We start from the raw sequence: 1,560 nt of genomic DNA on the forward strand, positions 1-1,560 counted from the left end.
TTTTTTTATGGAGAGTTTGATCCTGGCTCAGGACGAACGCTGGCTGCGTGCTTAACACATGCAAGTCGAACGCTGAAGCCTGGTGCTTGCACTGGGTGGATGAGTGGCGAACGGGTGAGTAACACGTGAGTAACCTGCCCCTGACTTCGGGATAAGCCCGGGAAACTGGGTCTAATACCGGATATGAGCATTCTTCGCATGAGGGATGCTGGAAAGTTTTTTCGGTTGGGGATGGGCTCGCGGCCTATCAGTTTGTTGGTGAGGTAATGGCTCACCAAGACGACGACGGGTAGCCGGCCTGAGAGGGCGACCGGCCACACTGGGACTGAGACACGGCCCAGACTCCTACGGGAGGCAGCAGTGGGGAATATTGCACAATGGGGGAAACCCTGATGCAGCGACGCAGCGTGCGGGATGACGGCCTTCGGGTTGTAAACCGCTTTCAGCAGGGAAGAAGCCCCTTGGGGTGACGGTACCTGCAGAAGAAGTACCGGCTAACTACGTGCCAGCAGCCGCGGTAATACGTAGGGTACAAGCGTTGTCCGGAATTATTGGGCGTAAAGAGCTCGTAGGTGGTTGGTCACGTCTGCTGTGGAAACGCAACGCTTAACGTTGCGCGTGCAGTGGGTACGGGCTGACTAGAGTGCAGTAGGGGAGTCTGGAATTCCTGGTGTAGCGGTGAAATGCGCAGATATCAGGAGGAACACCGGTGGCGAAGGCGGGACTCTGGGCTGTAACTGACACTGAGGAGCGAAAGCATGGGGAGCGAACAGGATTAGATACCCTGGTAGTCCATGCCGTAAACGTTGGGCACTAGGTGTGGGGGACATTCCACGTTCTCCGCGCCGTAGCTAACGCATTAAGTGCCCCGCCTGGGGAGTACGGTCGCAAGGCTAAAACTCAAAGGAATTGACGGGGGCCCGCACAAGCGGCGGAGCATGCGGATTAATTCGATGCAACGCGAAGAACCTTACCAAGGCTTGACATACACCAGACCGGGCTGGAAACAGTCCTTCCCCTTTGGGGTTGGTGTACAGGTGGTGCATGGTTGTCGTCAGCTCGTGTCGTGAGATGTTGGGTTAAGTCCCGCAACGAGCGCAACCCTCGTTCTATGTTGCCAGCACGTGATGGTGGGAACTCATAGGAGACTGCCGGGGTCAACTCGGAGGAAGGTGGGGATGACGTCAAATCATCATGCCCTTTATGTCTTGGGCTTCACGCATGCTACAATGGCTGGTACAGAGAGATGCGAGACCGTGAGGTTTTAGCGAATCCCTTAAAGCCAGTCTCAGTTCGGATCGTAGTCTGCAATTCGACTACGTGAAGTCGGAGTCGCTAGTAATCGCAGATCAGCAACGCTGCGGTGAATACGTTCCCGGGCCTTGTACACACCGCCCGTCAAGTCACGAAAGTCGGTAACACCCGAAGCCGGTGGCCCAACCCTTGTGGAGGGGGCCGTCTAAGGTGGGACTGGCAATTGGGACTAAGTCGTAACAAGGTAGCCGTACCGGAAGGTGCGGCTGGATCACCTCCTTTCTAAGGAGCACACATAAGAACCCC

At 56.1% G+C, this 1,560-nt stretch carries 1 rRNA gene; it reads left to right on the forward strand.

What is annotated here, in order from left to right:
* The first annotated feature begins 4 nt into the window (after positions 1–4).
* Positions 5–1,536 (forward strand): 16S ribosomal RNA (locus tag INT29_RS19860).
* Positions 1,537–1,560: the final 24 nt, after the last annotated feature.

This window comes from Brevibacterium sp. FME37 (assembly GCF_014897485.1).
In the GTDB taxonomy this organism is placed as follows: Bacteria; Actinomycetota; Actinomycetes; order Actinomycetales; family Brevibacteriaceae; genus Brevibacterium.